This window comes from Streptosporangium vulgare (assembly GCF_042428775.1).
Taxonomy (GTDB): domain Bacteria; phylum Actinomycetota; class Actinomycetes; order Streptosporangiales; family Streptosporangiaceae; genus Streptosporangium; species Streptosporangium vulgare.
Map to the genome: position 1 here is coordinate 341,389 of NZ_JBHMBS010000002.1, position 24,199 is coordinate 365,587.

A 24,199-nucleotide genomic window follows, 5' to 3' on the forward strand; every position below is an offset into this window, starting at 1 on the left:
TCGCGGAACTCCGGAGGCGGGTCACCGGGCGGAGGTCAGCTTCCAGAGCTTGACCGCGCGGTCCCTGCCCGCCGAGACGGCCAGGGTACGGCCACCGACGGTGATGACGCCCACCGAGTAGACCCCGCCCTTGTGGGCCTTGACCGGCTTGCCGAGGGGCTTGCCCTCGGCCGGGTCCCAGAGCCGGACGGTCCCGTCCGTACTGCCCGACACCAGCACGGTGCGGCCGTCGACCTCGCCGAACGCCAGCGAGTAGACGTTGCCGCCGTGACCCCTGAGCGGCTTGCCGATGGTCTTGGACGTCTTGGGGTCCCAGATCCTGATCTTCTTGTCCTTGCCGCCCGAGGCGATCACGGTGCGGTCGCCCAGCTTGCCGAAGGCCACCGAGAAGACCGGCCCGCTGTGCCCCTTGTAGACCTTGCCGTACCGCTTCCTGGTGACGAGGTCCCAGATGCCCAGCGTCTCGTCGGCGCTGGCGGACACGACGACGGACCGCTTGCCGATCTTGCCGAAGGCGAGCCAGTTGACGTCGTTGCGGTGCGCGGAGATGGTCTTGAGCAGCCTGCGGCTCTTCAGGTTCCAGAAGTAGAGCGTGCCGTCGCCGTCCCCGGTGACGGCCAGCGGTGAGCCGTTCACGGTGCCGGCCGCGGCGGCGAAGACCGCGATGGGGTGGTGGCCCAGGGCCTTGCTCTTGCGGGACTTCAGGCTCCACAGGCGGACGGAGTGGTCGTAGCCGCCGCTCACCGCGTACGGCCGGCCGCCGAAGGTGACGGTGGCGACCGCGTAGACCTCGCCCCGGTGGCCGCGGAGCCGGTGGAGCCTCTTGTGTTTCGCCGGGTCCCAGAGCCCGAGCGAGCCGTCCTGGCTGCCCGAGACCACCGTCGGCCTCTTGCCGATCTTGATGACGGCGAGGGACTGGACGGCCTTGGTGTGCCCCTTGAGCGTCTTGCCGTCCTGGCCGTCGAAGGTCACCACCGTGGCCGGCGGGCTGGGCGGTTCGGACGGCCCGGAGGTGGGGGCGGTCGTGGGGCTCGCCGTGGGCGCGGGGGTCATGGCCTGCGTGACGGCGCTGGGAGCCTGCGTGACCTGCGCGGGAGGAGCCTGGGAGGCGGTCGCCGGGGACGGGGTGGAGGGGACCGGGGATGGCTTCCCCGTACCGTCGCCGGCCAGGGCCTCCCGGGTGGCCGGAGCGGCGCCGGGGGTCACGGTGTCGTCCCGCAGGTTCGGCACCGCCACCAGCGCGGCGGCGGCCAGGGTGAGGGCCCCCGAGAGCACCGCGGTCACCAGGACGGCCCGCCTGCGCCGCGCGCCGCGCTCGCCGGGCGCCGCGGGGGCCACGTCGGCGAAGAGGTCCGGGCGCTGCGGGGGCGGCGGGGGGTAGACCCCCTCGGGCGGTACGGGAGACGGAGCGGGCCGCCGGCCCACGGGCGTCAGGTTGCCGGGGTAGCGCACGGGACCCGCGGGGGAGGCGAAGGGGTTGACCACGGGCGCGGGACCGTCCGGCGCGCCCGGACGCCCCCGGGAGGCGTCGGGGGCGGCGCCGGGCCCGCCGGGCGGAGCGCCGCCGGGACGGTCCCCGGGAGTGCCCGCCCGGCCGCCCGGAGTACGGCCGGGGGTGGCGTCGGGCCTCCCGCTCCTCGGGTCCTCCCCCGACGGTCGCACCCACAACGTCTCGGGGGCGACCGGCCGCTCGTCGGCGACCGGCCCCTCGTCGGCGGACGACCGCTCACCGGAGGACGGTCGCTCGTCGGCGGACGACCGGTCGTCGGCGGGCGTCGGGGACACGGGCGGTACGACCGGTACGGCCGCTGGGGCCGCTGGGGCCGGTACGGCGGGAGCCTCGTCGGACTGGGTCTCCAGGAGCGCGAACAGCACCTCCGAGGCGCTGGGCCGCTCCCCGGCGTTCTTGCTGAGGCAGGAGGCGACGATCGGCCGCAGGGTGTCGGGGAGCGCGGACAGGTCCGGGCTCTCGTTCATCACCCTGTAGATGACCGCGGGCACGCTGTCCTGGCCGAACGCGGGCCGCCCGGTCGCGGCGAAGGTCATCGTCAGCGCCCAGCTGAACATGTCGGACGAGGGCTCGACGCGATGTCCCGAGACCTGTTCCGGCGACATGTAGGCGGGGGTGCCGACCACACCGCTCGTCACGGTCATCGCCGAGTCCAGGGCCCTGGCGATGCCGAAGTCGATCACGCGGGGTCCGTCGGGGCCGAGCAGCACGTTGCTGGGCTTGAAGTCGCGGTGCACGATGCCCGCCCGGTGGATGGCGGCGAGCGCGGTCACGGTGCCGACCGCGAGCCGGTGGAGCACGTTGCCGCGCCGGGGCCCCTCGGACTGCACGACCCGCTGCAGCGACACGCCCTCGACCAGCTCGCTCACGATGTAGGGGCGGTCACCGTCCATGTGGGCGCCCAGCACCTGGGCCGTGCAGAACGGCGCCACCCGGCGGGCGGCGGAGACCTCACGCAGGAACCGGTCGCCGTCCATGCCGGTGTCGCTCAGCCTGGGGTGGAGCAGCTTGATCGCGACCATCGCCCCGTCGGGTCCGCGGCCCGCGTAGACCACGCCCTGCGCCCCCTCGCCGAGGCGGCCGAGCAGCCGGTAGTCGCCCAGTGACTCGGGGTCCTCCCTGCGCAGCGGGTTCGTGTCCGGCACGTGAGCCTCCCCGTTGTCCAGCCGTGAGTCGCTGGTGTCCCCGAGTAACCAAAGATACGCAAACAAGTAATGTTCAGGTAGATCATTCACTATTCCGGCGAGTCCTGCTTACGCCATAATTCATGAAACAAATGGTGACTACGATCACCCCTAGCTCGTGCGGAGACGCCCATGCGCCGAAGCTTCGGCACGCTTCTAGGTCTCAGCCTCATCGCTCCGCTCGCGATCGTCCCCACCGCCTCGGCCGCCGCCGTGAACGCGCCGTCCCTGGCTCCCTCCGCGGCCGCGGCGGGCGCTCTGGCCGCCCCGGCCGGAGTACGGCAGGACAAGCCCTGGTCGGCGTTCAAGGTCTCGGTGAAGGCACCGAAACGGGTCAGGAACGGCCGCGAGTTCATGTACGAGGTCAAGGTCACCAACCGGGGACCGAGAGAGGCCGACTACTTCTACGTCGGCGGGACCGTCCTACCGAAAGGCATAAACGACACCGTTTACTACAAAGGCCCTAAAGGCACTGATTGCGACTTCTACGACGACGGCTTCTGGTGCGTGACGCCGTGGATCCTGGAGAAGGGCGAATCCGAGACGGTACGCATCTGGGTGAAGCTCAAGAAGCGGACCAAGGGCACCGCGGTCGCCAGGCTCGGCGCCGACACCTGGAACGTCCCGACCGGCGGCGGGGAGCTCGGCCGCTCGGAGTGGAAGCGGCTGGCCTTCCCCCACTGGTACCACCTCAAGACGGTCAAAACCAAGATCGTCCACCCCACGCCACCCAAACCCAAGTCCAAGGGCGGAGGGGGCGGCTACAATCCGCCACCCCCACCACCTCCGCCGCCCCCGCCCCCGCCGCCGCCGGACCGGCGCGAGGAGAAGAAGGACACCTGACGCCGTAGAGGTCCCACGCCGTCAGGCCAGGCCGTTCCGTACCGCGTAGAGGGCGGCCTGGGTCCTGTCCTGCACCCCCAGCTTCATCAGCACGTTGGAGACGTGGGTCTTCACCGTCTTCTCCGCCACCGCGAGCTGCCTGGCGATCTCCCGGTTGGAGCGGCCCGACGCGATCAGCGCGAGCACCTCGCGCTCCCGGTCGGTCAGCGCCGCCACGGGCCTGCCCTCACGACCGCCCTCCCCGGCGACGGGACCGGGACCGGGCCCCGACAGCATCGCCTCGGCGGCCTCGGGAGCGAGCAGCACCTGACCGCCGTGCACCGCCCGGATCGCCCGCACGAGCGCGGCCGGTTCGACGTCCTTGTAGAGGAAGCCCGCCGCGCCCGCCCGCATCGCCGGGGCCACGTCCCCCCTGTCGCTGACCGAGGTCAGCACGAGCACCCTCGGCGACAGCCCTCGTTCCCCCAGCAGGAGCAACGCGCCGAGCCCGTCGAGGACCGGCATCCTCAGGTCGAGCAGCAGCACGTCGGGGGCGAGAGAGCCGACCAAAGCGACCGCCTCGGCGCCGTCGGCGGCCTCGCCGACCACGTCGAGGTCCTCCTGCAGGTCCAGGAAGGTGCGAAGGCCCTGCCGGACGACCGGGTGGTCGTCGGCGATCAGGACGCGGATCATCCGGGCACCTCCATCCGGACGAGCGTGCCCCGCCCGGGTTCCGATTCCACCCGCACGCTCCCTCCGACGGACTCCGCCCTGTCGCCCATCGAGGCGATACCCAGTCCCCGTCCCGCCGCGGCGGTCACGTCGAACCCGGCTCCGTCGTCACTCACCTCAAGGAACACGCGCCCGCCCTCGCATCCCAGCCGGACCTCGACGGCACGCGCCGCCGAGTGCCTGGAGGCGTTGTGCAGCGCCTCCTGGGCCACCCGGAGGACGGCCACCTCGACCGCCGGTTCGAGCTCGCACACCGGCGACTCCTCGAACGAGAACGCGGCCGGGTGCAGCCGGTCGAGCAGTCGGACGTGCTTGCGGAGCGTCTCGGCCAGGCCGTGCCGGTCGAGCTCGGCCGGGCGGAGCTCCACGATCACCGCGCGCAGCTCGGCCAGCGCCTCCCCCGCCAGCCGCTCCACCCGGTCGAGTTCCCGCAGCGCCCGTACTGGATCGCCGACGACCAGCGACGCCGCGGCCTGCGCGGTGAGGCGCAGCGAGAACAGCTTCTGGGTCACCGCGTCGTGCAGCTCCCTCGCCATCCGGGTGCGCTCCTCGACCAGCGTGAGCTCCCGGCCCCGCTCGTACAGGCGGGCGTTGGTGAGGGCGATCGCGGCGTGCGCGGCGAACATGGTGAGCAGCCGCTGGTCGGCCTCGGTGAAGCCGCCGGGGGCCCGCTTGTTGGACAGGAAGATGATGCCGAGCACCTCGTCCCCGTCGCGGATCGGCACCCCGAGGAAGTCCTTGAGCACCGGATGGGCGCGCGGCCAGTACTCGAACCTGGAGTCCTTGCGGATGTCGGGCAGCCGGACCGCCGCGCCCTCGCGCAGCATGGCGCCGAGCATGCCGTGCTGGCGGGGCATCGGCCCGATCGCGTCCCACTGCTCGTCGGAGATGCCCTCGGCGACGAACTCGGCGAACGCCCCCTGGTCGTCGGGCACGCCCAGCGCGGCGTAGCGGGCGTCCAGCAGCCGCCGCGCCGACCGCACGATGACCTGGAGCACCTCCCGGACCGACAGGTGCCTGGTCACCGCGAGGACGGCCGAGCTCACCGCGTGCAGCACGGCGTCCCTGTCCTCCCCGCCCTCGCTGTCCTCCCTCTCGTGGCTCACGAACCGACTCTAGGCGGCGTCGGGCGCCCGCCGCGTACGCCATCGGTCCTAGGCCCATCAGCCCACCCCGGGCCCGGTCCGGCGGCCGATGTGCGGCGGGCGGGCGATTCCTAGCGTCGAGGCATGACGAAGACCGCACTCATCACCGGCGCCTCCCGCGGCCTCGGCCTGGCACTGGCCCGCTCTCTCGCCGCCGACGGCTGGCGGCTCATCCTCACCGCGCGGGGTGAGGACGCGCTGCGAGCCGCCGCGGCCGAACTCGGCGCCCTCGCCCTGCCCGGAGACGTCGCCGACCCCGCCCACCGCGACCGGCTGGCGCTGGCCGCGCAGGAACACGGCGGCCTGGACCTGCTGGTCAACAACGCGTCCGGGCTGGGCGCGGTCCCGCTGCCGCCGCTGGCCGGATACCCGGCCGACACGCTCGAGGAGCTGTTCCGGACCAACGTCCTGGCTCCGCTGGCGCTGATCCAGGCGAACCTGCGCGGGCTCAGGGAGCGGCGCGGCGCGATCGTGAACATCTCCTCCGACGCGGCGGTGGAGGCGTACGAGGGCTGGGGCGGGTACGGCGCGACCAAGGCGGCCCTGGAGCAGATCTCGCACGTGCTGGCCGTCGAGGAGCCGGACGTCGCGGTCTGGTGGGTCGATCCGGGGGAGATGTCCACCGCCATGCTCGCCGACGCGGTCGGCGCGGGGGAGGCGGCGGGGGCCCCGGGCCCGGAGACCGTCGTCCCCACCCTGCGGCGGCTGATCGCCGACCGCCCGGACAGCGGCCGGGTGAGGCACGAATGAGCGGGCGAGGAGAAGGCGTGAACGGGCGGGACGGGGGCGCGGGCGGGCTCGTGGCGGACGCCATGGCCGCGGACTTCGTGCTCCCGCGCGAGCTGGAGGCGCACGAGCCGCCGGAGGCCCGGGGGGTGGCCCGTGACGGGGTGCGCCTGCTGGTCTCGGACCGGGGCACCGGGGAGGTCGGCCACCACACGTTCGCCGAGCTTCCCGGCCTGCTCGGCCCCGGCGACCTGCTGGTGGTCAACAACTCCGGCACGCTCCCCGCCGCCGTCCGGCTCGACCGGCTCGCGGTGCACTTCTCCACCGAGCGCGAGGACGGGACGTGGCTGGTCGAGCTCCGGCGGCGCCGGGGGCCCGGAAGCGCGGGGCCCGGAAGCGCGGAGGCGGCCGGTGAGCCCTACCGGGGCGGCGCGGACGGGGAGTGGCTGCCGCTGCCGGGCGGGGCGACGCTGCGGCTGCTGGGGCGCGAGACGCCCCGCCTGTGGCGGGCGAGCCTGGACCGCGAGGTCACGGGCTACCTCCGCCGGTACGGCGTGCCGATCCGCTACTCGTACGTGGACAGGGACTGGCCGCTGGCCGACTACCAGACCGTGTTCGGGGTCCGGCCCGGCAGCGCGGAGATGCCCAGCGCGGGACGGCCGTTCACCACCGGGCTGGTGACCTCCCTGGTGTCGCGCGGGGTCGGGATCGCGCCGATCACCCTGCACACGGGGGTGGCGTCCCCCGAGAAGGACGAGCCGCCCTATCCGGAGCGGTTCGAGGTGCCCGAGGCCACCGCGCGGCAGGTGGAGCTCGCTCGCGCGTCCGGCGGCCGGGTGATCGCGGTCGGCACGACCGTGGTCCGGGCGCTGGAGACGGCCGCGCTGGCCACCGGCCGGGTCCGGGCCGCGGGCGGCTGGACCTCGCACATCGTGACCCCCGAGGTCGGGGTGCGGGCGGTGAGCGGCCTGCTCACCGGACTGCACGAGCCGCGCTCCAGCCACCTGCTGATGCTGTCGGCGATCGCCGGCCGCGACCTGCTCTCGCGGTCGTACGCGGAGGCACTCGGGGAGGGCTATCTCTGGCACGAGTTCGGCGACGTCCACCTGATCACCGGTTAGCCGGCCAGTCAGTCACAAGGGGTTTCCAAGTCGGGCCCCGCATGCTGGGCGCAGTAATCGACGGGGATCACCGAATTCCGACTGGAGTAAAGAAATGCGCCGGCACCTGACCGCCTTCGCCGCCATCGCCCTGGCGGGAGGCATGCTGCTCACCCCCGGAACCGCGAACGCCGCGGCTCCCCGGACCACCGCGACGCAGGGAGCCGCGGACCAGCCGCTCGCGCCGCTGAAGACGACCGTCTCCTACCCGCGCAGGGCCTGGGCGGGCGACTCGTACGTCTACACGCTCAGGATCAAGAACGTCGGCGAGTGGTACACCGACATCGCCTACGTCGGCGGATACCTTCCCTCGCAGGTGTCCAAGGTCCGCATCATCGGCAAGCCCTCCGGCTCGTACTGCGAGGTCTCGGGGCGCGAGGTGGGCTGCCTGCTCGACACCCTGAACCCCGGCAGGACGGCCACCCTCAAGGTCAGGGTCTGGCTGAAGAACAGCGCCCGGGGCACCGCGACCGCCGATTTCGGTTCGGCCTCGATCGACGTCCCCGCGGGCGGGCTGGGCACCCTCGACATCCACGGCATCGACGTCGGCACCGACGTCAAGTACGTGCGGGTGAAGACCCGGGTTCTCCGCTAGCCGCGCTTTTCACCTGCCGCCCTCGACCGGAGGCGATTACCGAAAGCACCTTTGACCAGGAGCGATTACCGAAAGCAATGGAGATTTCAACGCCGGGAAACGCCCTGGTCGGCGGCGGGGCGGCACACGCCGGGCGTGCGGGGCGGGGCCCGCGCCGTCCGGTAGGGCGCCACATCAGGCCGTTCCCTTCAATTCCTATAGCGGAATATAATTTCTCTCCACATCTTCATATGTGATAAAACGCTGAGACTTTATGGGACGTTCCACACGTCCCCTTGACTCTTCAGCTGGGAGACGTTTGATGCGCCACCCGATCTCCAAGATCGTTGCTTTTGCTCTGGTCACCCCGCTGGCCGGGGGCATGCTCCTCGCCGCCCCCTCCTCGGCCGCTTCGGCGCAGGCACCGGCAGTGGCCGTCAAGGCGGAGCCGTACTCCACCTTCGCCGTCACCGTCTCCGCGCCGAAGAAGGTCAAGGCGGGCGGGAAGATCACCTACAAGATCAAGTCCGTCAACAAGGGCCCCTACCAGGCCGACTACTTCTTCACGGGCGGCCTACTGCCCAAGGGCTCGAAGGTCGTCAAGATCGCCGCCCCCAAGGGCACCACGTGCGACAACTACGAGGACGGGTTCTGGTGCTGGACCCCTGACATCATCGAGGTCGACGACTACGAGGCCATCGCGATCACGGTGAAGCTCGGCAAGAAGTCGGGACGGACCGCGCAGGCCATCCTCGGCGTCGACAGCTACGACATCCCGACCGGGGCCGAGAACCTCTCCAGGGACGAGCTGGAGCGCATGGGCATCAAGAACTGGTTCTTCGTGAAGCGGGTCAAGACCAGCATCGTGCGCTGACCCCGTTTTCCGATGGATTCTCCGACGGGCCCCGTCCTGCCACAGGACGGGGCCCGCTCCTTTCCACGCTCCGGAGCCGTGTCCGGGGTCCAGGGTTACGCCCGGGGCCGCGTCCAGGGTCCAGGGTCACGTTTGGAACCATGACGCGGAACCACAGGGTGCGGGCAACCTCATATGCGCGGCGCCCGCGTACGGGGCAGGATCTCCCCATGCGAGTTCCGGGCGGTGCGCGATCCATGGCCGAGATCCATGACTGGGATCCATGGCCGAGATTCAGGGGTGGAATCCACGGCCGGGGTCCATGGCCGGGATTCAGGGCCGGGATTCAGGGCCGGGATTCAGGGCCGGGATTCAGGGCCGGGATTCAGGGCCGGGATCCATGGCTGAGCTGAGAGTCGTCCTGGCCGAGGACCACTACCTGGTGCGCGAGGGCACCCGCAGGCTCCTGGAGACCTCCGGCGAGATCGAGGTGGTGGCCGCCGTGGGCACCGCGGACGAGCTGCTCGACGCCGCCGGGCGGCTGCGCCCCGACGTGGTGGTCACCGACATCCGGATGCCGGGCTCGGCCGATCTCGTCCGCCCGGGGATGGAGGGCATCGACGCGGCACACCGCATCCGCGCCGCCTCGCGGGACATCGGGGTCGTGGTGCTCTCCCAGTTCTCCGACGCGATGTTCGCCCTCGACCTGTTCAGGGACGGCACCGAGGGCCGTGCGTACCTGCTCAAGGACCGGGTCGGTGACATCGACGAACTGCTCGGCGCGATCAGGTCGGTGGCCGCGGGCGGCTCGGTGATCGACCCCAAGGTGGTGGAGGGCCTGCTCGCCAAGCGCGGGGTGCGCGGCGGTCCCCCGCCCGCGGAGCTGACGCCCAGGGAGCTGGACGTGCTCAGGGAGATGGCGCATGGCCTGTCCAACGGAGGCATCGCCCGCGCCCTGCACCTGTCGGTCTCGGCCATCGAGAAGCACGTGAACTCGATCTTCATGAAGCTGGCGCTGGAGAACAGCCCCGACACCCACCGCCGGGTGGCGGCCGTCATCACCTATCTGGGCTCGGCCTGAGCCCCGTTCTCCGCTCCTCCCGGCTTCCGGGACGGGCCGCGTTTTCCGGGAGGGGCCGCGTTTTCCAGGACGGCCCTCGTTTTCCAGGACGGCCCTCGTTTTCCAGGACGGTCAGCGAGCCCGGTACCACGAGGCGGTGTACGCCCTTCGGAAGGGATCCGGAGTGTCAGGCGGCGACGGGGAGAGCGTGCGCGGCCCCGGCGACCACCACCGAGGCGACGGACGACTCGGCCGCCCAGGCCAGCTCCCTGCGGTCACGTCCCCACACCGCGGGCAGCATCGTCACCTCCACCCTCAGTCCCCGGACGGCCACCACGCGGCGGATCGAGGCCCAGAGGGGATCGTCGCCGACATAGGCGGGTCCGGTGGCCGGGACGTCCTCCCCCTCCAGATACCTGATCGCCACCGGCCTGACCGGGGCCCCCGCGTCCAGGGCCGCCTGGAACACCGCGGGCCTGAAGGAGCCCATCCCGCGTCCGCACCAGGTCGTCCCCTCGGGGAAGGCCGCCACCGGGTGACCGCCCGCGAGCGCGGCGGCCACACCGCCGACGGCCTCGGGCAGCGCGGAGAGCCGGTCCCTGTCGATGAACAGCGCGCCCGCGCCCGCCGCCAGCAGGCCGATCACCGGCCACACCTGTACCTCCCGCTTGGCGAGCGGGCGGCACGGCAGGACCGCCGCCATGACGAGCGGGTCCAGCCACGACACGTGGTTGGCCACGAACAGCGGGGCGGCCCCGGACGGCCCGTCGCCGGCCGGGCGGAGTCCGGAGACGGAGCCGGCCATGAACGCGAAGCCCTGTCGCACCTCGACCCGTACACCGACGGCCCGCAGTACCAGCCGGGACCAGGCTCTCGTGAGCCGGACCCTGCCCGCCGTGCCGAGCCCGCGGCCCGCGAGCGCGAGCACCGTCCCCGCCAGGACGGCCAGCGCGATCGCCACCAGCCGCAGCGCCCTGAGCGGCCAGGCGGCCCTCGACCCCGGTGGGAGGAGGCAGCCTGCGGGCCCGCACGGCGCCGTGGGCATCCACGGGTTCACGAGGTGGCTCCCAGGAAGTGGCGCAGGTAGCGGGGGTCGGCCTCGGTCATCGAGAGCAGCACGAAGAAGTCGGCCGTACCGAAGGCGGGGTCGTGGGCGGGCGGGCCGCAGACCCAGGCGCCCAGCCGCATGTAGCCGCGCAGCAGGGGCGGCAGCGCCCGGCCCGGCCTCGCGGCGGCCGCGGAGGCGTCCTCCCGTTGCGAGGGCACGGCGGAGACCGGATCCGCCTGCCAGGGGCGGCGCGGCGTGACGTGGTAGCCCGGCGGGGAGAGCGGCACCCGCTCCATGATCCCGGCGGCGTCGGCCACCGGCACCGAGCAGCACCCGGCCAGCCAGCCGTACCCCCCGGCCTCCATGTAGCGGGCGATTCCCGCCCACATCAGCCCGAGCACCGCACCACCCCGGTGGCCCGGGTGCACGCAGGCCCGGCCAGCCTCCACCATGTTCCCCCGGATGCCCGCCAGCGCGCCGAGGTCGAACTCGGAGTCGGAGTAGAGACGATCGGCCCGGCGGGGGGCGAGCAGCCGGTAGGTGCCGACGACCTCACCCGTGTCGTCGCACCTCACCAGGAGGTGATCGCAGTAGGCGTCGAGCGGATCGACGTCCAGGCCGGTGATGGGACTGTCCAGCCTGGCGCCCATCTCCTCGGCGAAGACCCGGTGGCGCAGGCGCTGGGCCTCGCGCATCTCGACGGCGGTGGCGGCCAGCCCGACGCTGTAGCGGGCGAGGCGCGGCTCCATGGGAAGGGTCGTCATGAGTTCATGAAGACAGTCGCAGGTGACGCGGGACCGGAGTGCCCCGCGAACTCCAGGCGTCCGGATGATGAACCACATTCACGGTCCGATCCCGAGCCAAGTACCGTAGGAACCGATGAACCAGCGCACGCTTCTGATCACGTTGAACGGCCCCGACCGACCGGGCGTGACCTCACGCCTCTTCTCGGTCCTGGCCGGCTTCCCCGTCATCGTCGCCGACGTGGAGCAGGTCGTCATCCGCGGCCGGCTCACCCTCGGCGTCCTCGTCTCGTACGCGGGCGACACGCCGACCGGCACCGGCGGCACCCTCGGCGCCCTCTGGACCGCCGTCGAGCGGACCGCGGAGGATCTCGGACTGCAGGTGGAGCTGTCCACCGGCTCCGACCCGAAGGAGAAGCGGCGCAGGGGGCGGCTCAACGTCACCGTGCTCGGCTCGCCGCTGCAGCCCGCCGCGATGGCGGGCATCGCGGGGCGGATCGCCGCGGCCGGTGCCAACATCGACCGGATCGAGCGCCTGTCCAGTTACCCGGTGACCTGCATCGAGCTCTCCCTCTCCGGCGCCGACCCCGACACCCTCAGGGCCGAGCTCGCCATCGAGGCGCACGCCCAGCAGGTCGACGTGGCCGTGCAGCGGACCGGCCTGCACCGCAGGGCCAAGCGGCTGATCGTGATGGACGTCGACTCGACGCTCATCCAGGCCGAGGTGATCGAGCTGCTGGCGGCGCACGCCGGCTGCCTGGAGGAGGTCGCCAGGGTCACCGAGGAGGCGATGCGCGGCGAGCTCGACTTCGCCGAGTCGCTGCGCCGCCGGGTCGCGCTGCTCAAGGGCCTCTCGGCGGAGGTCTTCGAGAAGGTGCGCAAGGAGCTCGTGCTGACTCCCGGCGCCCGGACGCTGGTACGGACGCTCAAGCGGCTCGACTACCGGTTCGCGATCGTCAGCGGCGGGTTCACGCAGCTCACCGACGCCCTCGTGGACGACCTCGGGATCGACTACTCCGCGGCCAACACCCTGGAGGTCGTCGACGGCGTGCTGACCGGGCGGGTGGTCGGCGAGATCGTCGACCGTCCGGGCAAGGCGCGGGCGCTGGAGCGCTTCGCCCGCGAGGCGGGGATCCCGATCAGCCAGACCGTGGCCATCGGCGACGGCGCCAACGACCTGGACATGATCGCGGCGGCCGGTCTGGGCATCGCGTTCAACGCCAAGCCTGTGGTCCGCCGCGCCGCCGACACCGCGGTCAACGTCCCCTACCTCGACTCGATCCTCTACCTGCTCGGCATCCCCCGCGCCGAGGTCGAGGACGCCGACGCCGAGGACGGTGTCACCACCACCGAACGTTGACCGGGATCGGGATCGATCTCGGGATCGGGGCCGTGACCGGGCCCCTGCCGGGCTCGTGATCGTGCCGGGCACGCGGGCGGTCGCGACCATCGGCGCCTCGGGCCGGTGAGCCACCGATTTCCCGCCCGGCGAGCCACCCGCGCCCCGGGCCGGTGAGCTACCGGCTTCTCGGGGTGGTGAGGGCGGCCAGCCGTACGGCCTCCGCGCCGAGACCTCGCAGGGCGGGCTGTGCGGCGGCGGCGTGCCTCACGCGCCGGCGCAGGCCGGTCATCCTGTCGGCCGCGTCCCCGTGCGGATCGGCCAGATCGGCGAGCTCGGCGAGTTCGTCCAGGCGACGGGCGGCCAGCGCGTCCACGTACGCGCCGACCTCGTCGAGCACGGCGTCGAGATCGTCGGGGGGCACCCCTACCTCCTCCGTCCTGACCGCCTCGGCGACCTTCTCCAGCCTGTCGGCGACGAGGTCGAGGACCGTCACCGTGGGTCCCGCCCCCTCCTCGGGCGGCGGTACCGCCAGCAGCGCGAGCGCGTTGTCCCGCAGCCGCCCGGCCGCCGTCAGCGACTCCCTGAGCCGCCGCGGCGCGCTGCCGCCCGGTTCCTTGTCCAGCAGGTCCAGGGAGTCGGCGAGCCGCCCCGCGGCGTCGGCCGCGGCGAAGCCCCGGACGTCCACCTGGACGGGGTCCCGGTCGATCAGCGACCGTACCAGCACCGCGTGGCTGTCGAGCATCTCCGCGATCCTGTTGGTCAGCCGGGCCCGGTGCCCCCTGGGCCACAGCAGCCGGGCGAAGACCAGTGCCAGCGCGCCGCCCGCGACCGTGAGCCCCACCCTGGCCGCCGCCGCGCCCCAGTCGAGCGGCAGGGAGAAGTCGGACAGCATCAGCGAGAGCGGCGTGGAGAAGATCGCCCAGTATCCGTAGCCGCACCCGCGCAGCGCGAAGCCCAGCGCCGCGCAGACGGAGATGAAAAGCGTCAGGTACAGGTGGCCCGGCGCGACCGCCAGCACCACCGCGGCGGCCACCGCGCCCACGGCCGTGCCCAGCACCCTCAGCAGCACCCGCTCCACCGTGTCGCGGTACGCGGGCCGGAGGCTGACCGCCACGGTCACCACGAACCACTTCGCGTAGTGCTGGTGGACCAGCACCATCAGCGTCATGGCCGTGATCACCGCCAGCCCCACCCGGACCGGGTGGTGACCCGCCGAGACCACCGGCCTGCGGGGCCGTACGAACCTCGGCAGGCGGGGGCCCACCTCGACGCCCTCGGCGGCCTGCCGCGCCACCGAGCGCACCGCCATCGCGATCCGGTCCACCCCCTGGCGGATCTGCCCCACCAGCACGGCCGCGGGCAGCGGCGCGCCGCCCGCGCGGGCGGTCGCGCGGATCTCGTCCACCCGGTCGGCGAACCGTCCGATGGCGGCCAGCGCCTCCGGGATCTCCGACGAACCGCCGAGCAGCGCCGCCTCCCGCACCGCGCGGGCCAGCGCCCCGACCGCCTCGTCCAGTTCCCGGACCCACTCCGTCCCGATGCCCGCCTCCACGGCCGCCGCGCGCAGGACGCGCAGCGCGATCGTCTGCTGGAAGACGCGGGTCAGCGTGGCGGGGAGCCGCTCCGGCGACCGGTCGTCCTCCACGGAGATCCGGTAGAGGGAGAGCGCCCGCTCCAGGTCCTTCAACGCGGTGACGGCCCGCTGGCGCAGCGGCTCCCAGCTCTCGTCCGCGAGCGGCGCCCGTCCCCCGGCCGCCAGGAGGTCGGCCAGCGCCGTACCGGCCTCCTCCACCGCCCTGCGGAGCGGCCGGAGACGCCGTACCGGCCAGGCCGCCACCACCACCAGCACGACCAGCAGGCCGCCGGCGGCCGTGGCCCCCATGTGGAGCGGCACCCCCATGCCGGGGAGCGCGAAGTACGCCAGGGTCACGGAGAGCACCGCGGGGGTGCCCAGCGCCGGCCAGTAGACGCCCGCCGCCGCGACCAGGCCGACCACCACGACGGCGACCGGCCAGGGACCGGCCTGGACGAGCGCTCCGAGACCGACACCGAGCGTGACCGCGGTCGTGGTGACGAGCAACCCGCGGACGCGATCACCGTACGGCTCTCCCGGGGCGTCGCCGAAGAGCGTGAGATAGCCGCCCAGGGCCACCGAGGCGCCCACCTGGAGGTGACCGAGGAGGACACCGACCAGCAGGGGAAGGCAGATGACGAGCGCGCACAGCAGGCCGTAGCCCCAGGCCGGACGACCGGAGAGCCGGAAGTCGGCGCGCAGCGCGCCGATGAGCCCTCGCATGCCACCCCCGATCACGCCTCTCGCGCCGTCCCTCCAGGAACCGCGCCGGATCCCGGTACGTCCGGGGATCTCGCCGGGGGACTCGTCTCAGTGCTTCTTGGGGTTCCAGTGGGCGATACCGCGACCGGTGTCGAGCCCGGACCACTCGCCGTCGACCTCGATGACGGCGAACGCGCCGGGCGGGAACCCGTCGTCGCCGTCGGCGGCGGTGAGCTCCGTGACCAGCTCCTGGACCCCGGGGTTGTGACCGACAAGGACCAGCGTGCCGACCTCCGGGTCGCTCCGCCGGATCAGGGTGAGCAGCTCGTCGGGGTAGGCCTCGTATATGGCCGGTTCGATCAGGATCTCCGCGTCGGGGAGTGCCAGGTCCGCGGTCTGCCGGGTCCGCACCGACGGCGAGCAGAGCACCAGGTCGGGGGTGAGGTCCATGCCGGCGAGGGCCGCGCCGACCTTGAGGGCGTCGCGCTCGCCGACCTCGGTGAGGGGCCGCTCGCGGTCGGCGAGGCCGGAGGTGTGGACCGCCTTGGCGTGGCGCAGGACGACGAGCGTGCGCGTCGTCATCGCGACGCCCACATGGCCAGGCCCACGATCACCGCGAACACCGCGACCATCGCCAGCAGGATGAGGACGAGTGTCTTGCCTCCGGAGGGCTGCTGTTCCATACCGGCCAGTTTCCCACTGGGGTGGCCCGCACACGCCGAAGGGGTGCACGCGGCCCGTGCACCCCTTCGTCAAACATTGCTCAGCTGGAGACCTGCTCCGGCTCCCGGTCGGAGTTGTTCTCCTCCATCGGGGCGATGCCCGCCGAACGACGCTTGGAGATGACGACCGCGGCGACGACGATGCCCACCGCCAGCACCGTGATGCCGATGCGCAGCACGGGGTTGTCGGCGTAGGTCACCACGGCCGGGGCGATCAGCAGCGCCACGAGGTTCATCACCTTGAGGAGCGGGTTGATCGCGGGTCCGGCGGTGTCCTTGAACGGGTCGCCGACGGTGTCACCGATGATGGTGGCCTCGTGGGCCGGCGAGCCCTTGCCGCCGTGATGGCCGTCCTCGACCAGCTTCTTGGCGTTGTCCCAGGCACCACCGGAGTTGGCCAGGAACACCGCCATGAGCGTGCCGCACGCGATGGCACCGGCCAGGAACGCGCCGAGCGGGGCGTACCCGAGGGCGAAGCCGACGGCGATCGGGGTCAGCACGGCCAGCAGGCCGGGCGTCGCCAGCTCCCGCAGCGAGTCGCGGGTGCAGATGTCGACGACCCTGCCGTAGTCGGGCAGCTCCGTCCCCGCCATGATCCCCGGCTTGGTACGGAACTGCTCGCGCACCTCGAAGACCACCCGTCCGGCCGCGCGGCCGACCGCCATGATCGCCAGGCCGGAGAACATGAACACCACCGCGGCGCCGATGATCAGACCGACCAGCACGTTCGGGGAGTCGACGCTCAGGCTGAACGAGCTGAACGAGCCCAGCGCCTCCTTCACGTTCGCCGTCGCGCTCGCCAGCTGGATCTCGACCGCCGTACGGAACGCGCCGAACAGCGCGGTCGCGGCGAGCACGGCCGTGGCGATCGCGATGCCCTTGGTGATCGCCTTGGTGGTGTTGCCGACGGCGTCCAGCGAGGTGAGGACCTGGGCGCCCTCGCCCTCGACGTCGCCGGACATCTCGGCGATGCCCTGGGCGTTGTCGGAGACCGGGCCGAAGGTGTCCATCGACACGATCACGCCGACCGTGGTCAGCAGGCCGGTGCCCGCCAGCGCCACGGCGAACAGGGCGATGGTGACGTTGCCGAAGCCCAGCAGGAAGGCCCCGTAGACGGCGGCTCCGATGATCAGCGCGGAGTAGACCGCCGACTCCAGGCCGACGCTGATGCCGGACAGGATGACCGTGGCGGGACCCGTACGGGAGCTCTCGCCGATGTCCCGCACCGGGCGGCGGTTCGTCTCGGTGAAGTAGCCGGTGAGGATCTGGATGGCGCTCGCCAGCACCAGGCCGATGAGCACCGCCCCGACCGCGATCAGGCGCGGGTCCGAGGTGACCGCGGCGATCTCCGGGCTCACACCGGTCAGCCCGGAGAAGGTGGCCGGCAGGTAGAGGTAGGCCGCGACGGCGACGAGGATCGCCGAGATGGCCGCCGAGATGAAGAAGCCCCGGTTGATCGCGGCCATCGCGTTGCGGTCGCCGGTGCGCGGGGCGGTGACGAAGATGCCGATGATCGCCGTGATCACACCGATCATGGGCACGATCAGCGGGAACACCAGTCCCTCGACGCCGAAGGCCACCTTGCCCAGGATCAGGCTGGCGACGAGCATGACCGCGTAGGACTCGAACAGGTCGGCGGCCATGCCCGCGCAGTCGCCCACGTTGTCACCGACGTTGTCGGCGATGGTGGCGGCGTTGCGCGGGTCGTCCTCGGGAATGCCCTGCTCGACCTTGCCGACCAGGTCGGCGCCGACGTCGGCGGCCTTGGTGAAGATGCCTCCGCCGACTCGCATGAACATGGCGAGCAGCGCGGCGCCGAAGCCGAAGCCCTCCAGCACGGCCGGGGCGTCGCCCCCGTAGGTGATCACCACCACGGCCGCGCCGAGGAGGCCGAGGCCAACGGTGATCATTCCGGCCACGCCACCGGTGCGGAAGGCGATCCGCATGGCGACCTTCTCACCGGACGCGCGGGCCGCGGCGGCGACGCGGACGTTGCCGCGCACCGCCAGCCACATGCCGATGAATCCGGTCAGCGCGGAGAACAGCGCGCCGACGACGAAGAAAGCCGATCTGCCGATCCTCACGCTGGTCGTCTCGGCAGGAAGGAGATACAGCAGGAACGGGATCAGAATGACGAACAACGCGAGCGTCCGGAACTGCCGCGTAAGGTACGCGGAAGCCCCTTCCTGGACGGCTCTCGCGATGTTCTGCATACGTTCGGTGCCCTGGTCGGCGGCCAGCACCTCACGCACCAGGGTGCCGGCGACGGCGAGTGCGAGCAGGGCGACGACGGCGACCACGATGATGATGGTGAAGTGGTGACCACTCAGGGATACCGCTGGCTCTGCAGCGGCGAGATGGAGCACAGACATCCGACTCTCCTTGGCAAGACGGGAACACGTCCTGCCCGGAGTGCGCTGCGATGAGATTAGGCGGCTGAAGCGGCGCACATCCGGGATGGTTGGCAGTGCCGCTTCCAGTTGCAGACCCCCACGGAGGGCGGCTCGCGTGCGGGCCGCTCCGAAGGATAAACCTTGGCCGGTTCCGGGAGTCTACGCAGCGATGACGCGGATATGAAGCCTCTGACCACGCCCATTTGACAACGCGACCGGCACCTCTTGGTGACCGACCTGCTTATGAGGTCATTTCACCCGTCACACCTGCCCCGCCCGCTCTGTTTCGCCTCAGTTTCAGACAAGAAACAGTCAAATTAAGTTTGGGCCGAAATTGAGATCCTCGCATCGGACGGCCGGTGCGGCCGGTGCGGCCATGTGTGTTCGCGTGGACGCCGGAGGCGACCCTCCAGCGGACCGGTCACCCGTCTTCTCGCCGATGCTTTCGCCCCCCTTCCGGGCGGCCGATCCTTGCGGGCGGCCGGACCTCCGGACGGGCGATCCCCGGGCGGCCAGATCTCCGGCCGGCCAGATATCGGGCGGCCGATCCCTCCGGGCGGCCGGATCTCCAAACCTCCGGACCTCCAAACCTCCAAACCTCCGGACCTCCGGACCTCCGGACGGCCGATGCTCGGGCGGCTGATCCCTCCGGGCGGCCGATCTCCGGGCGGACGTCACGGGTGAGTGAACGTCACGGGTGGGCACTCCTCATCCTGATCACGGCCTTCACCACGGACGGGCCGGACGTGTTCACATGGACGTCACAGGCGGATCCCCAGCCGGACAGCGCCCTTCGAGGACACCCGCTCTTTACAGACAGGCAGGACATATTCACCCGAACGTCACAGGTGAATCCTCAGCCGAACCGGCCCCTTCGCGGGCCATGCGCTCTTTCGGCCTTCAGGATCAGGTGCTCTTTCAGCCTTCAGGGCCATAGACCTCTCGGCCTTCAGGGCCACGTGCCCCTCCCAGCGTTCAGGGCCGTACGCCCTTTCAGCCTTCGGAACCACGCGCCCTTCCCGGCCTTCGGGATCATGCGCTCCTCCCGGCCTTCGGGGCCACGCGCCCCTCCCAACGAACAACCGGGCACGTCCACATGAACACACCCGGCTGCCGAAGTCTTCTTTGTCAGACCGGAGACATCCCGTTCGTCGCCGCCGGCCAGCTCATGCGAATGCACATGCCCTTCTGGCTCGGGTAGACCTGAACGTCGTCGGCCAGCCCCGCGATGACCGCGATGCCGAAACCGGCCATCAGGTCATCGGGAAGCTGCCCGAACGGATCGTCGAACCCCAGAAGGGCTCGATCATGCTCCAGCTCGTCACTGTCACTTGGGGCGGAGTCGGTGACCGTCACCTCGAAACGCCCCAAGTCATCGCGTAGCTCGATCCGGATCGGCTCCCCCGGACAGTGGAGGCGATGTGCCTCCACAGCCCGTGAGCACGCCTCACCGACAGCGAGCCTTACCTCGTCCAGCAGCGACTCCTGCACACCGGTGCGCCTGGCGATAGCCGTGGCGACCAGGCGTGCCGTCCGCACATGCGCGGGGAGAGCGCTGAACGTCAGCTCGACGGTAGCCACGACTACTTGTCTCGACCGTGAGCTTCCTTGGCCTCGTCGACCGAGGCGTAGATCCCGAAGACCTTTGTCAGTCCGGTGATCCGGAAAATCTTCAGGATGCGCTCCTGGGTGCAGACAAGCTCCAGTGAGCCATCGTGCGCCCTAACTCGCTTGAGCCCGCCGACCAGGACACCAAGGCCCGTGGAGTCAAGGAAGTCGACCTTCTCCATGTTGACGAGCAGGTGGAAATTCCCCTTGTTGACCAGGTCGATCAGGAGCTCACGCAATCTGGGCGCGGTGTAGACATCGATCTCACCCTCGACCTCAACGATGGTGAGACGGTCCTCGGAATGGTGGTCCAACTTCAGATCCACAGATCCTCCAGCGCCTTGCCTGCGAAAGTACCGATTCGGACGTGCCTTCCTGGGACCGGGTGGCCCTCGGACGACAAGCCCCGACGCGCGGCATTCAACCATGCGTACGCTCAGTGTCTATACGAAATCACGATTCCCGGCGACTCTGCCCACAGATGTGAGACTGGAAACCAGTGACCCCGCCCTCATCCTCGCCCCTCAGAGTGGGCACCGCCCTCAGCCGCCTTCTCGACGTTCCCGCACGTCATGGGCGCGTCACCCACGTTGAGCGCGTTCCCGCACGTCAGGCCGGTGAGACCCGATGGCCGGACTGGGTCGACCGGCGGCTGGTTACGCGCTGGGCGAACCACGGTATTTCCGGCCTGTGGCCACATCAGGCCGAGGCCGCGGACCTCATCCACCGTGGCCAAAACGTGATCATTTCCACAGGCACCGCGTCGGGCAAATCCCTTTCCTACCTGGTCCCGGCCCTCTCCTCGACGCTCGACGGCGGCACGGTCCTCTATCTGTCGCCCAGCAAGGCGCTCGCCGCCGACCAGCTCCGCGCGCTGCGCGAGCTCGATCCTCCCGGCCTCCGGGCCGCCACCTACGACGGCGACACCTCCTTCGAGGAGAGGGCCTGGGTGCGCAAGCACGCCAACTACGTCCTCACCAACCCGGACATGCTCCATCGCGGGCTGCTGCCCCGTCACGCCCAGTGGTCGCTCTTCTGGCGACGGCTCCGGATGGTCGTCGTGGACGAGTGCCACGGCTATCGGGGCGTGTTCGGCTCCCATGTCGCGCAGATCCTGCGCCGCCTGCGCCGGATCTGCGCCCGCTACGGCTCCAGCCCGGCCTTCCTGCTCTCCTCGGCGACGGCCAGCGAGCCCGGAATCTTCGCGAGGCGCCTGACGGGCCTCCAGATGGCCGAGGTGACCGCCGACGCCTCCCCCCGGGGTGCGACGACCTTCGCGCTGTGGGAACCACCCCTGACCGATCTGCGCGGCGAGGGCGGGGCTCCTGTCCGTCGCCCGGCGACCGCCGAGAGCGCGGACCTCCTGGCCGACCTCGTCGCCTCCGACGTGCGGACCCTGGCCTTCGTCCGCTCCCGCCGGGCCGCCGAGACCGTGGCCCTCACCACACGGGCCAAACTCCAGGACCTCGTCGTCGACGGGGAGGCGCCCGCGGATCTGCCCGGCAAGGTGGCGGCCTACCGGGCGGGATACCTGGCCGAAGATCGCAGAGGTTTGGAAAGGGCACTGCGCTCCGGCGAACTGCTCGGCCTCGCGACGACCAACGCGCTGGAACTCGGCGTCGACGTCTCCGGGCTGGACGCCGTGCTCATCGCGGGGTGGCCGGGAACCCGCGCCTCCCTCTGGCAGCAGGCGGGGAGGGCCGGGCGGGACGGCCAGGACGCGCTGGCGGTGCTGATCGCCAGGGACGACCCCTTGGACACCTATCTCGTCCACCATCCGGAAGCCCTGTTCGGCCGTCCCGTGGAGACGATCGTGCTCGACCCCGACAACCCGTACGTACTGGGACCCCACCTGTGCGCGGCGGCGGCCGAGATCCCGTTGACCCATGACGAGCTGGACATCTTCGGCCCGACCAGCAAGGAGGTGCTCGCGGGCCTGGTCGGAGACGGCCTGCTCAGGGAACGCGCCACGGGCTGGTTCTGGACCAGCCGGAGACGCGCCACCGACCTCGCCGACATCCGGGGGGCGGGCGCCGCGCCCGTTCAGGTCGTCGAGATGTCCACCGGGCGGCTGCTCGGCACCGTGGACGAGCCCTCGGCTCACTCGGCCGTGCACACCGGCGCCGTCTACGTGCACCAGGGCGAGACGTTTCTGGTGGCCGAACTCGACCTGGAGGCGGGGGTCGCGCTGGTCGAGGCCGGGACCCCCGACTACACGACCTTCGCCAGGGACGTCACCGACATCTCGGTCATCGAGTCTCTTCGCTCGCACCCTCTCGGACAGGGAGAGCTCCATTTCGGCGCGGTCGAGGTGACGAGCCAGGTGGTGGCCTATCTCAAGCGCCGAGCCCAGAGCGGCGAACTCATGGGGGACGAACCCCTCGACCTGCCTCCGCGCACGCTGCGGACCCGCGCCGTCTGGTGGACACTGCCCATCTCGGCGATCATCCCCCTGGCCGAGGAGGGCCTGGACCTCGGCGGTGCCGCGCACGCCGCCGAACACGCCTCCATCGGTCTGCTGCCGCTCTTCGCGACCTGCGACCGCTGGGACATCGGAGGTGTCTCCACAGAACTCCACCCCGACACCGGGCTGCTCACCGTCTTCGTCTACGACGGCCACGAGGGCGGCGCCGGTTTCGCCGAACGTGGTTACGCCCGCGCGCACGACTGGCTCACTGCCACCCGCGAGGCCATCGCCTCCTGCGAGTGCGAACGCGGCTGCCCCTCGTGCATCCAGTCTCCCAAGTGCGGCAACGGCAACGAACCCCTCGACAAGGCCGGAGCCCTTCGGCTCCTCGACGTCCTGCTCTCCCCGGACGAGCCGCGAACGTGACAGCCGGAAGGGTCCGGGTGAGAAAGCCACAGACGTGACAGATTTCGTCAGGCCGTCGTCTTTCGTCAGCCCGTCCTCTTTCGTCAGGCCGTCCTCTTTCACCAGGCCGTCGTCAAGGGCCGGGGTCAGTGATGTGCACGGGACCCGCACGTGCCCTGGCGGTGATCGCCACCGGTCCCCTCAGGGGCAGCGATACCTCCATGGTCACCTCGATGTCCGCGATGCCGCCGTCGCCGAGAGAACAGCGAGTGACCCTGGCCTCGTTGTCCGTGGCGAGCGAGGAGGCCCTCACGCAGCTTCGGCCGGGATCCGCGAAGGCCAGCCGGGCGGCGGCGAGCGCGCTCAGGTCGGCGGCGCTCTGCGCCCGGTGGCGCGCGACCCTGGCCATACCCGCGAACACGATCGCAGCCGCGACCGCGAAGACCAGTGCCATGAGCCCGACCGTCCAGATCGTCGCCGACCCTCGCTGCCCCTTCTCTCCCCTCACGCCCGCGCCGATCTCCCGCCTTATCGCAACCACGTCCCCTCTCCTCTCCCTCCTGGCCCGGTTTCCTGTCTCCTGGTCGACACATGGCTCTGGTCGACATATGACTCACTCCGCCGTCACGGGCGTGACCGTCACGGGCATGACCGGCGAAGGTGACCGTGATGGTGAACCCCTGTGAGTCCGGCACGAGCCATGACCTACCGCTCCAGTCCCGGCTCGGTGACGGACACGGCGGTCGCGTGAACGGTCACGCTCGGGAGCGAGGCGCCCCAGCGAGGCCTGATGTTCACGGACACCTCCACCCGCACCGTCTCCGCGCTCCGGGTCACCGCGACCACCGCGCCCGCCGGAGCCACCGACAGGACGCCCCCTCGGACCCGCTCAAGCGGCTCGCCGCGCGAGGCGGCCCGGGCCCCGGCCCGCGCGGCGTCCACGCACTCCAGCCGCGCCTCGACCGCCGCCACGGCCCACAGCCCCGCTCCCAGCACGACCATGAGGGCAGGTAGCGCGGCAGCCGTCTCCGCGGTCACCGAACCCCTCGACCGGCGAGAAGAGGGCACCGACGCCGGGAGGATCATCCGGCCACGGTGAGCGCTCGGTTGATCAAAGCCGTGATCATCTGCTGGACCTCGGAACTCGTCACCACCTTGAAGAGGAGGGCGGCGAAAGCGCAGGCGGCGATCGTTCCGACCGCGTATTCGGCAGTGGACATGCCTTGGTCACGGTGCGCGCCGGTGGTCAGCAGTGCCCACCGGGCACGCGTCCACCGCGACCACCGCGACCAGTCGCGCCGCGCATGAACAGCGCTGGGCCGCGTGTGGACAGCACTGGTTCGAGCCATCTGCTCCTCCTGGAGATCTCCACCGGACCCACCGTCCGGCATCGGTCCTGCCAGGGTTCTCCATACGCCCGTGGCCTCATTGGCCCGAACTGCATTCTGGGGAAAACCTCGGGTTATCCACAGCCGGGAAGCAGAGAATGT

The 24,199-nt window shown here is 71.3% G+C and carries 21 protein-coding genes; 8 read left to right on the plus strand and 13 right to left on the minus strand.

Features of this window, described 5'->3' with window-relative positions; translation table 11 throughout:
- Window positions 1–21 precede the first annotated feature (21 nt).
- Window positions 22–2,655: a protein kinase domain-containing protein gene (locus tag ACFFRH_RS05585; RefSeq protein ID WP_386154722.1), complete on the minus strand. Its 2,634-nt coding sequence runs from the start codon at window positions 2,653–2,655 to the stop codon at window positions 22–24.
- A gap of 171 nt (window positions 2,656–2,826) precedes the next feature.
- Here ACFFRH_RS05585 and ACFFRH_RS05590 point away from each other — a divergent pair, with 171 nt between their 5' ends.
- Window positions 2,827–3,537, plus strand: coding sequence for a hypothetical protein (locus ACFFRH_RS05590; RefSeq protein ID WP_344747011.1), 711 nt, complete (start codon window positions 2,827–2,829; stop codon window positions 3,535–3,537).
- A 21-nt stretch (window positions 3,538–3,558) separates the two neighbouring features.
- Here ACFFRH_RS05590 and ACFFRH_RS05595 read toward each other — a convergent pair whose 3' ends face one another.
- On the minus strand, window positions 3,559–4,209 hold the full coding sequence (locus ACFFRH_RS05595) for a response regulator (protein WP_344747010.1): 651 nt from the start codon (window positions 4,207–4,209) through the stop codon (window positions 3,559–3,561).
- Entirely contained in the window at window positions 4,206–5,354 is a 1,149-nt protein-coding gene (locus tag ACFFRH_RS05600; RefSeq protein WP_344747009.1) for a GAF domain-containing sensor histidine kinase, read from the minus strand. The genes ACFFRH_RS05595 and ACFFRH_RS05600 overlap by 4 nt, the downstream gene beginning before the upstream one ends.
- 123 nt (window positions 5,355–5,477) lie before the next feature.
- On the opposite strand from ACFFRH_RS05600, the gene ACFFRH_RS05605 reads away from it, so the two are divergent.
- The 5 genes from ACFFRH_RS05605 to ACFFRH_RS05625 all read left to right on the plus strand — a co-directional run bounded on the left by ACFFRH_RS05605 (window position 5,478) and on the right by ACFFRH_RS05625 (window position 9,787).
- Complete coding sequence (locus tag ACFFRH_RS05605) at window positions 5,478–6,143, plus strand: SDR family NAD(P)-dependent oxidoreductase (RefSeq protein ID WP_344747008.1); 666 nt, start codon at window positions 5,478–5,480, stop codon at window positions 6,141–6,143.
- Between the two features lie 17 nt (window positions 6,144–6,160).
- A complete protein-coding gene (locus ACFFRH_RS05610) occupies window positions 6,161–7,240 on the plus strand; it encodes an S-adenosylmethionine:tRNA ribosyltransferase-isomerase (RefSeq protein ID WP_344747007.1) in 1,080 nt (359 codons plus the stop codon).
- Between the two features lie 94 nt (window positions 7,241–7,334).
- The gene (locus ACFFRH_RS05615) at window positions 7,335–7,874 is read left to right on the plus strand and encodes a hypothetical protein (protein ID WP_344747006.1); all 540 of its coding nucleotides are present in this window, start codon (window positions 7,335–7,337) and stop codon (window positions 7,872–7,874) included.
- 301 nt (window positions 7,875–8,175) lie between these two features.
- Window positions 8,176–8,727, plus strand: coding sequence for a hypothetical protein (locus ACFFRH_RS05620; protein ID WP_344747005.1), 552 nt, complete (start codon window positions 8,176–8,178; stop codon window positions 8,725–8,727).
- 379 nt (window positions 8,728–9,106) lie between these two features.
- Complete coding sequence (locus tag ACFFRH_RS05625) at window positions 9,107–9,787, plus strand: response regulator transcription factor (protein WP_344747004.1); 681 nt, start codon at window positions 9,107–9,109, stop codon at window positions 9,785–9,787.
- 166 nt (window positions 9,788–9,953) lie between these two features.
- Here the strand turns inward: ACFFRH_RS05625 and ACFFRH_RS05630 are convergent, their stop codons facing one another.
- Window positions 9,954–10,823: a lysophospholipid acyltransferase family protein gene (locus ACFFRH_RS05630; RefSeq protein ID WP_386154730.1), complete on the minus strand. Its 870-nt coding sequence runs from the start codon at window positions 10,821–10,823 to the stop codon at window positions 9,954–9,956.
- A complete protein-coding gene (locus tag ACFFRH_RS05635; RefSeq protein ID WP_344747002.1) occupies window positions 10,820–11,578 on the minus strand; it encodes a GNAT family N-acetyltransferase in 759 nt (252 codons plus the stop codon). The genes ACFFRH_RS05630 and ACFFRH_RS05635 overlap by 4 nt, the downstream gene beginning before the upstream one ends.
- Window positions 11,579–11,693: 115 nt before the next feature.
- Here ACFFRH_RS05635 and serB point away from each other — a divergent pair, with 115 nt between their 5' ends.
- Complete coding sequence (serB, locus tag ACFFRH_RS05640) at window positions 11,694–12,917, plus strand: phosphoserine phosphatase SerB (protein ID WP_344747001.1); 1,224 nt, start codon at window positions 11,694–11,696, stop codon at window positions 12,915–12,917.
- 157 nt (window positions 12,918–13,074) lie between these two features.
- On the opposite strand, the gene ACFFRH_RS05645 is transcribed toward serB, so the two are convergent.
- The 5 genes from ACFFRH_RS05645 to ACFFRH_RS05665 all read right to left on the minus strand — a co-directional run bounded on the left by ACFFRH_RS05645 (window position 13,075) and on the right by ACFFRH_RS05665 (window position 20,223).
- Window positions 13,075–15,195 (minus strand): FUSC family protein, encoded by a 2,121-nt coding sequence (locus tag ACFFRH_RS05645; RefSeq protein WP_386154734.1) that lies wholly within the window; start codon window positions 15,193–15,195, stop codon window positions 13,075–13,077.
- 87 nt (window positions 15,196–15,282) lie between these two features.
- Window positions 15,283–15,756: a SixA phosphatase family protein gene (locus tag ACFFRH_RS05650; RefSeq protein WP_386154736.1), complete on the minus strand. Its 474-nt coding sequence runs from the start codon at window positions 15,754–15,756 to the stop codon at window positions 15,283–15,285.
- 181 nt (window positions 15,757–15,937) lie between these two features.
- A complete protein-coding gene (locus ACFFRH_RS05655) occupies window positions 15,938–18,268 on the minus strand; it encodes a sodium-translocating pyrophosphatase (protein WP_386154739.1) in 2,331 nt (776 codons plus the stop codon).
- Between the two features lie 1,149 nt (window positions 18,269–19,417).
- Window positions 19,418–19,870, minus strand: coding sequence for an ATP-binding protein (locus tag ACFFRH_RS05660; RefSeq protein ID WP_329088933.1), 453 nt, complete (start codon window positions 19,868–19,870; stop codon window positions 19,418–19,420).
- Window positions 19,871–19,872: 2 nt separating this feature from the next.
- The gene (locus ACFFRH_RS05665) at window positions 19,873–20,223 is read right to left on the minus strand and encodes an STAS domain-containing protein (RefSeq protein WP_030916965.1); all 351 of its coding nucleotides are present in this window, start codon (window positions 20,221–20,223) and stop codon (window positions 19,873–19,875) included.
- Between the two features lie 203 nt (window positions 20,224–20,426).
- Between ACFFRH_RS05665 and ACFFRH_RS05670 the strand changes: the two genes are divergently transcribed.
- A complete protein-coding gene (locus ACFFRH_RS05670) occupies window positions 20,427–22,730 on the plus strand; it encodes a DNA 3'-5' helicase SftH (protein ID WP_386155064.1) in 2,304 nt (767 codons plus the stop codon).
- A 112-nt stretch (window positions 22,731–22,842) separates the two neighbouring features.
- Here ACFFRH_RS05670 and ACFFRH_RS05675 read toward each other — a convergent pair whose 3' ends face one another.
- From ACFFRH_RS05675 to ACFFRH_RS05685, 3 genes are all read right to left on the minus strand, one after another.
- Complete coding sequence (locus tag ACFFRH_RS05675) at window positions 22,843–23,250, minus strand: Rv3654c family TadE-like protein (RefSeq protein ID WP_344742768.1); 408 nt, start codon at window positions 23,248–23,250, stop codon at window positions 22,843–22,845.
- Window positions 23,251–23,414: 164 nt separating this feature from the next.
- A complete protein-coding gene (locus ACFFRH_RS05680) occupies window positions 23,415–23,747 on the minus strand; it encodes a TadE family type IV pilus minor pilin (RefSeq protein WP_344742767.1) in 333 nt (110 codons plus the stop codon).
- 44 nt (window positions 23,748–23,791) lie between these two features.
- On the minus strand, window positions 23,792–23,929 hold the full coding sequence (locus ACFFRH_RS05685; RefSeq protein WP_386154744.1) for a DUF4244 domain-containing protein: 138 nt from the start codon (window positions 23,927–23,929) through the stop codon (window positions 23,792–23,794).
- Window positions 23,930–24,199 lie beyond the last annotated feature (270 nt).

Bases quoted from the DNA above. Each gene is read 5' to 3' on its own strand.
- ACFFRH_RS05625 (WP_344747004.1), top strand. From the start codon at position 9,107: ATGGCTGAGCTGAGAGTCGTCCTGGCCGAGGACCACTACCTGGTGCGC.
- ACFFRH_RS05650 (WP_386154736.1), bottom strand. From the start codon at position 15,756: ATGACGACGCGCACGCTCGTCGTCCTGCGCCACGCCAAGGCGGTCCAC.
- serB (WP_344747001.1), top strand. From the start codon at position 11,694: ATGAACCAGCGCACGCTTCTGATCACGTTGAACGGCCCCGACCGACCG.
- ACFFRH_RS05615 (WP_344747006.1), top strand. From the start codon at position 7,335: ATGCGCCGGCACCTGACCGCCTTCGCCGCCATCGCCCTGGCGGGAGGC.
- ACFFRH_RS05645 (WP_386154734.1), bottom strand. From the start codon at position 15,195: ATGCGAGGGCTCATCGGCGCGCTGCGCGCCGACTTCCGGCTCTCCGGT.
- ACFFRH_RS05635 (WP_344747002.1), bottom strand. From the start codon at position 11,578: ATGACGACCCTTCCCATGGAGCCGCGCCTCGCCCGCTACAGCGTCGGG.
- ACFFRH_RS05595 (WP_344747010.1), bottom strand. From the start codon at position 4,209: ATGATCCGCGTCCTGATCGCCGACGACCACCCGGTCGTCCGGCAGGGC.
- ACFFRH_RS05685 (WP_386154744.1), bottom strand. From the start codon at position 23,929: ATGTCCACTGCCGAATACGCGGTCGGAACGATCGCCGCCTGCGCTTTC.
- ACFFRH_RS05590 (WP_344747011.1), top strand. From the start codon at position 2,827: ATGCGCCGAAGCTTCGGCACGCTTCTAGGTCTCAGCCTCATCGCTCCG.
- ACFFRH_RS05655 (WP_386154739.1), bottom strand. From the start codon at position 18,268: ATGTCTGTGCTCCATCTCGCCGCTGCAGAGCCAGCGGTATCCCTGAGT.
- ACFFRH_RS05605 (WP_344747008.1), top strand. From the start codon at position 5,478: ATGACGAAGACCGCACTCATCACCGGCGCCTCCCGCGGCCTCGGCCTG.
- ACFFRH_RS05620 (WP_344747005.1), top strand. From the start codon at position 8,176: ATGCGCCACCCGATCTCCAAGATCGTTGCTTTTGCTCTGGTCACCCCG.